Genomic DNA, 1,489 nt, shown 5'->3' with positions numbered 1-1,489 from the left:
GGCTCTTCAGGGGTAATGGTGGGTGAAAAATGCCATCATCCCCAGCATTTATGCTGATCATGCGCCTCGAGGTTTTCTGTTAGGAAGTGGAATACTCAAATCCGAGCATACTAAGTAGACCATATCGAGCATGTTTTGGATGTTGCGAAAACCATATGCCTTACGGATAATCAGCTTGATTTTGTTATTAGTAGCTTCAATTCGAGCGTTACTCATGCCTAGCCTTATTGCATTCAGTATGTGCTCCCTGTGACGTTTGATCTTGAGGTAAAGTTCCTTGAAAGCACCAATCCTGCTGTGACTTGCCCACCAGAGCCAACGATTGAGGGCGTCCTCTGCCTCATCCGTATCCTTGATCTTTAGGAGAAGGCGAAGCATTTCCTTCATCCGATAAGCACGGTACAGGCGGTTATTGTTTTCAGCAATCATGGCTACCCGATTTTGCTGATTCTCTGTCAGGTTTTCCGGAGCCTTGCCAAGAGCATAAGCAGAGTTTTTAATCTCATCAGCCTTTGCTTTGGCGGCATTCAGTATTGCTGATTCTGGGTCTCCATCCTTTGGACGCCCCTTCTTACGAGGATGCTCCTTGGATAAGCGAGTGAACTCAGCATAGGCTTCACGCCATACTTCACGACGAACCTCGTCGAGGGCTTCCATAGCCCACTGGACTACATGAAAGGGATCAACACAGCGCTCACAATCCGGAGTGAAATCGTTAACACATTCCGTGATCCACTTTGCTCCATCTCCGGTAACAACCTTGATGGATGAAAGCTGTTCTGGAGTAAGCTGTTTGTAGAACTGCGTCAGCACACCTTTACCATGCCCCTGCGCTGCCCAGACAACGGTATTTGTATCGTGGTTAACGATAACCGTAATGTACTTGTGACCTTTCTTATAGCTGGTCTCATCAATGCCAATGTTTATAAGGTTATCAAGTCTTCTGGAGCGCTCAGGTTCAATGTCATTCAGAGTTCTGTTTACACAACGCCCAACTGTTTCCCAGTCGATGCGCATATACTCTGATACAACACTGCGAGGAAGATAAACTGCAAGCCATCCGACTGTCAGATCAAAGTCCCGGGTGAATCCGCTTCCTGGATATGCCCAAGGAACATAGGCTGTCACAACACCATGCTCAGGACACTCTATACGATGTGTCCACCCCTCAACCTCTACGAGTGTTGCACCAAAATCAAGGCTTCTCCAAGTGCGTGGCTGATCTATCCTTTGGTCGTAACGAGGACAGCGTCTGTGGCAGAACGGACAATCATCCTGATGCCATTTATCCGTCCGCGCATGGATTCTGAGGTGGGTAACACCATCCCGATCAAGATAGAAGTTTGCATCTTCTACGACAGCATGATTGACATTGAGCAATTTTTTACATAATGTATTAGCAGAAACCATCTGTGGGTACCTCTGGTATCTCTGTAGTATAGTTTGGACGCTAATACATTACAGAAACACAGATGGTTTTTCAATTGCA

General features: G+C 46.6%; 1 protein-coding gene. It reads right to left on the bottom strand.

Features of this window, described 5'->3' with window-relative positions; all coding sequences use genetic code 11:
* Positions 1-57: 57 nt before the first annotated feature.
* Positions 58-1,410, bottom strand: a complete 1,353-nt coding sequence (locus tag G602_RS27255) for an ISL3 family transposase (protein ID WP_044932641.1) — start codon at positions 1,408-1,410, stop codon at positions 58-60.
* Positions 1,411-1,489 lie beyond the last annotated feature (79 nt).

The organism is Butyrivibrio sp. AC2005, assembly GCF_000424145.1.
Lineage (GTDB): Bacteria > Bacillota > Clostridia > Lachnospirales > Lachnospiraceae > Butyrivibrio.
Note: the sequence above shows the minus strand (reverse complement) of the source record. Positions and strands in the feature narration are given on the sequence as shown.

Excerpts from the sequence above, each read along its gene's own strand:
- G602_RS27255 (WP_044932641.1), bottom strand. The coding sequence starts at position 1,410 with ATGGTTTCTGCTAATACATTATGTAAAAAATTGCTCAATGTCAATCAT.